The sequence below is a fragment of the Phytoactinopolyspora endophytica genome, assembly GCF_004138495.1.
Classification (GTDB): Bacteria; Actinomycetota; Actinomycetes; order Jiangellales; family Jiangellaceae; genus Phytoactinopolyspora; species Phytoactinopolyspora endophytica.
In genome coordinates this window covers 13,544-18,232 of the sequence record NZ_ML142851.1, presented here as the reverse complement: position 1 = coordinate 18,232, position 4,689 = coordinate 13,544, and the positions used below count along the sequence as shown (strand labels likewise).

Sequence of the window (4,689 nt, the reverse complement as noted above, 5' to 3'; positions counted from 1 at the left end):
GACTGCGCCTGGGTGACTCCGTCCGAGAGCATCACCCGGCAGAATGGGCACCCCACCGCGATCGAGCCGGATGCCTGCTGGTCGATGCCGTCACGTTCGCCGTTGCTTGAGGAGGTGAGCGTGGCCAGGGCTTCATCCGTGCGTTCGCTGTTGATGCGCTTCCCGGTCCGCTCCTCCATCCACATGCGCGCGCCGCCGGCGCCGCAGCAGAACGAGGTGGAGCCACTGCGGGGCATCTCCCGGTACTCCACCCCGGGCAGCGCCTCTACCAGCTCCCGGGGTGGCTCGTAGACCTTGTTGTGCCGGCCCAGATAACAGGGATCGTGGTACGTGACCGGGCGCCCGGCGACCTCCCCGTCGGGGGCCGCGACCGGAGTCAGCTCGCCTTCGCGAACCAGCCGGTTGAGCAACTGCGTGTGATGGACCACTTCGAGCTCGAGGCCGAGCTGCCGGTACTCGTTCTTGAGTGTGTTGAAGCAGTGCGCGCAGCTGGAGACGACGCGTACCGCCTTGGTCTCCCGGAGCACTTCGACGTTCTGCAGCGCCAGCTGCTGGTAAAGGAACTCGTTGCCCGAGCGCCGGGCGGGATCACCGGTACAGGTCTCCCCATCGCCGAGCACCGCGAACGAGACGCCCGCGGTGTGCAATAGCTCGGCGACCGCCTGTGTGGTCTTCTTGGCCCGGTCCTCGAAGGCACCCGCACAGCCGATCCAGAACAGCCAATCGACCTCGTCCAGCGACTCCACGTCGACGCCGACTTGTTTGACGTCGAACGGCAGGTCCTTGGCCCAGTCCATCCGCTTGGAGGCATTCATGCCCCACGGATTGCCGGACTTCTCCAGATTCTTGAACATGCCGTTGAGCTCGTTCGGGAACTCGGTTTCGATGAGGGTCTGGTAACGGCGCAGGTCGAGGATGTGGTCGACGTGTTCGATGTCGACGGGACATTGCTCGACGCACGCGCCGCAGGTGGTGCAGGACCACAGGACGTCGGGGTCGATGACGGCGCCCGCCGACGGCCACGCCGGGTCTCCTTCGGTCGCGCCGACCAGCGGACGTTCGGCCTCGGCCAACGCCTGTGCCGGTACGTTCGCCAGCTGCTCGGGGCTCCCCTGTTCGTCGCCCATCATGTCCTTGCCGCCGCCCGCGAGCAGGTACGGAGCCTTGGCGAACGCGTGGTTTCGGAGGCCCATGACGAGCAGCTTCGGCGACAGCGGCTTGTCCGTGTGCCAGGCCGGGCACTGAGACTGGCAGCGGCCGCATTCGGTGCAGGTGGAGAAGTCCAGCAGACCCTTCCACGAGAAGTCCTCGACCTTGCCCACGCCGAGAGCTGCGTCCTCGTCGAGGTCGTCGATGTTCTCGAAGTCGACGGGCTGGCCGTTGACGGTCAGCGGCTTGGCCGCCCCCAGTGCGGGCGCGCCGTCGGCGTTGCGCTTGAAGAAGATGTTGAAGAACGCCAGGCCACGATGCCAGGCCACGCCCATGGTGAGCTTCCACGCGATGACGATGAAGAACATCCAGGACACGGTGATCTTCACGGCGGCGACCACGTGGATGAGACTCTCGACGCCAGAGGTCGATACACCCGAGAAGGCTTCGCCTATGAATGACGTGAACGGGAAGTGCGCCACGTCGCCGATCAGGCGGTACTCCAGGCCTCGCAGCAGGAGGATGCTGATCGCGATCGTCGCGATGGTGAACTCGACGTAGTACGCCTGCCAGAACGTCGAGCCGTAGAACCTCGACCGGCGTCCTTCGCTCCGCGGGTGTGATACCTGCCGGATGACGATCAGAGTCGTGATCCCGGCGAGAGTGAGCCAGGTGAGCGCTTCGATGAACCATTCGAAGGGGTGCCACTCACCGATCAGGGGCAACATGAACTCCGCGTCGAACAGCTGGCCGTACGCGGTGATGAGAGTCGCGAAAAGGAGGAGAAACCCGACCATGACGAACCAGTGCGCCACAGCGACGACGGGTCGCTTGAGCATGCGGTTGTGGCCGAGGAACTCTCGGATCAGTGTTCTGGCGCGCTGTCCCGGGTGGTCCAAACGCTCCGGCGCGGACGGGCCCAGCCGGATGACGCTCACCATGCGGATGACGGCGTCGGTGAGCACCACCAGCGCCATGGCGGTGACACCGAGCGATACGACTACGGCGGCGTATTGCATGGCACCCAGCCTCCTCTCACTCCACGGCTGGAACGAACTGTTCTCGAATCTCGGACACCATCCTACTCGTCGGTAACTTAGGTGTCCGTGCGGTGGAAGCTCAGGTATGAGCGGCTCGGGGTCGGACCCCGCTGGCCCTGGTAACGCGAGCCGTACCGCTCGGAGCCGTACGGTTCCTCCGCTGGACTGCTCAACGAGAAGAAGCACAGCTGGCCGATCTTCATGCCTGGCCACAGTTTCATGGGAAGCGTAGCGACGTTGGAGAGCTCCAGCGTGACATGTCCGTTGAAGCCAGGGTCGATGAAGCCCGCAGTCGAGTGGGTGAGGAGGCCGAGCCGGCCCAGCGAGGACTTCCCCTCGAGCCGGGCGGCGACGTCGTCGCCCAGGGTGACGACTTCGTACGTCGAGGCGAGTGCGAACTCACCGGGGTGCAGGATGAACGGTTCGTTGTCCGTGGGCTCGACCATGCGGGTGAGATCGGGTTGCTCCTGCGCCGGGTCGATGTGCGGATAGCGGTGGTTCTCGAACACCCGGAAGTACCGATCCAGCCGGACGTCGATACTGGACGGCTGCACCATCTCCGGGTCATAGGGTTCCAGGACGATCCGTCCCTTCTCGACGGAGGTCCTGATGTCTCGATCCGAAAGCAGCATGCTCGGACGATACCCGAATGCCGGAGGTCGCTGCTTGTCACCGGGCCCTAGGCCGAGTGAGGGCAGCGCAGGGGTCGCCCATCTTGGTGCGAGTCGCCTTCTAGGCGTGAGCTCGCCGGTGCAACCGGCCCTGTCGGGCTGCGCTGACCTGCTCGGTGACGACCGACGACTCCCGAAGTGCGGAGTCGGCCTGCCCGCCAGGGTCCCGTTCGTCACAGTCGCCGTACAAGATGTGGCCAATGCAACCTGAGTTTGCTTACCTCCAGAGGACTGCTGGGACGGCAGGGCGCTGAGCTGTCGTGATGTCGTTTGGTTGGGGCGCTTCACGCACTAAGGAGGTGTTCTAGGGTCGCTGTGTGGCGTTCATCAGGCGGGTGCGGACGGCGTCGGGAGCGACGGCGGTGCAGATCGCTGAGTACGCCGGTGGGCGTCAGCGGATCGTGAAGCATGTCGGTTCTGCGCATACTGATGCCGAGCTCGGGGTGCTGCTGGGCAGGGCCCGTGAGCTGTTGGAGCACTTGGCTCAGGGCCTGCTGGACCTCTACGTGGAGCCTGTGCAGCCGGTGGCCCGGCTGGTCCGCGCGGAGGGTCTGCTGGGTTGTTCGGAGCTGGGCAGGAGATCGGCCAGCTACTCCACGATGCGACGCACGCTGGCCCATACACAGCAGGTATCGGGCCAGACCCGCGTGCAAAACCAGCAGCCCATGATCGAAGATCACTTATCCCGGCCACTGCGTGCGGCAGACCACATCTGAGAGATGGCCCCTCTAGTCCGAATGGTGGCGCTCGCAACGCACACCATCAAGTTCAAAGAGCGTCCACGCCTCACGCGCCGTTGTCAGCCACACGTGGGAAGTAGACTCAGGCTAAGGCTGTGAGCCGACGCCAGAGAGCATATGGTGGATCCACGTGACGCGGCGAAGCAGATGTATCAGCGCGAAGAATCGCTTGGTGTAGGTCCTTTATCGCCGTGTCTGGCCCGAGTCCTAAATGGTTGATCATGTGATTTCTCAAGTCCATGAATACGTCCAGCGCGTCAACACTCCGCCCTGTAAGATGCAACGCCAACATGAGCAGCGCCGCGAGTCGTTGTCTCGACGGGTGCGCGTTTAGAAGCTTTCGTAACTCGCATACCGCATGTTCATGGTTACCCATTGTCAGCTCGAGGGCCATCATCTCTTCAGTTGAAGAGAGTCTAAATTCCTCCAAGCGTTGTGCTTCTCGTTCAAAAAAGTATCCAGAAACCCCTGAGAGTGCGGCTCCTCGCCATAGGTCCAATGCAGACCTAATCCGACTCAATGCGGTACCGTAGTGGTTGTCTTTCGAAGATATGCGAGCCTGGTGCACCAGGTTCTGAAACTCCATAAGGTCGAAGCTTTGGGTCGAGCTCGTCACTCGATAGGAGTCGCCAGTGCGGCAAATAATTCCCTCGATTCCAAGGCGGCTCAATCTGCGTCGAAGCTCAGATGCAATGTTCTGGACCTGTTGACGCGCGGTTGTCGGGGGATCGTCGTTCCAGAGTGCAGTGGATAGGTAGTTTATAGACAATGCATGATTAGGCTCAAGGAGTAACGTGACAAGAAGTTTCCAGTTCAATGAGTCGGTCGACTTGGAAACGGTATGTCCATTTCTAATTTCGATCGGACCCAACAGGTAAAATCGCATCAAACAACCCACCATTGATTTGATAGCTATTGACTATAAATAATAGCAAATGGTATCAATCGGGTCAACGTGACGACGAGACTCGGTCAAGTCCCAAGTAGTGGTGTAGCGCCCGGCGATCCTCGGTGGGTCAGGCGCTGCGCTCGAGGACTGGGTCGGTGCTCGCCTCCGTCGTGGTGTCGGTGACGGGGTCAGGCGGCATC

The 4,689-nt window shown here is 62.3% G+C and carries 3 protein-coding genes and 1 pseudogene; 1 reads left to right on the top strand and 3 read right to left on the bottom strand.

Features of this window, described 5'->3' with window-relative positions:
* The coding region (locus ELR45_RS05965) for a (Fe-S)-binding protein (protein ID WP_240759195.1) at nucleotides 1–2,168 on the bottom strand (2,168 nt) is incomplete at its 3' end.
* A 77-nt stretch (nucleotides 2,169–2,245) separates the two neighbouring features.
* On the bottom strand, nucleotides 2,246–2,821 hold the full coding sequence (dcd, locus tag ELR45_RS05960; RefSeq protein WP_129664315.1) for a dCTP deaminase: 576 nt from the start codon (nucleotides 2,819–2,821) through the stop codon (nucleotides 2,246–2,248).
* A gap of 356 nt (nucleotides 2,822–3,177) precedes the next feature.
* Between dcd and ELR45_RS42530 the strand changes: the two are divergent.
* Nucleotides 3,178–3,399, top strand: a pseudogene (locus ELR45_RS42530) (IS1634 family transposase); the annotation flags it as partial.
* A gap of 283 nt (nucleotides 3,400–3,682) precedes the next feature.
* On the opposite strand, the gene ELR45_RS42525 reads toward ELR45_RS42530, so the two are convergent.
* A complete protein-coding gene (locus ELR45_RS42525; protein ID WP_420813839.1) occupies nucleotides 3,683–4,186 on the bottom strand; it encodes an AfsR/SARP family transcriptional regulator in 504 nt (167 codons plus the stop codon).
* Between the last annotated feature and the right edge of the window lie 503 nt (nucleotides 4,187–4,689).

What these genes read in the sequence shown, in the direction of transcription:
- dcd (WP_129664315.1), bottom strand. Translation starts at nt 2,821, where the DNA reads ATGCTGCTTTCGGATCGAGACATCAGGACCTCCGTCGAGAAGGGACGG.
- ELR45_RS42525 (WP_420813839.1), bottom strand. Translation starts at nt 4,186, where the DNA reads ATGGAGTTTCAGAACCTGGTGCACCAGGCTCGCATATCTTCGAAAGAC.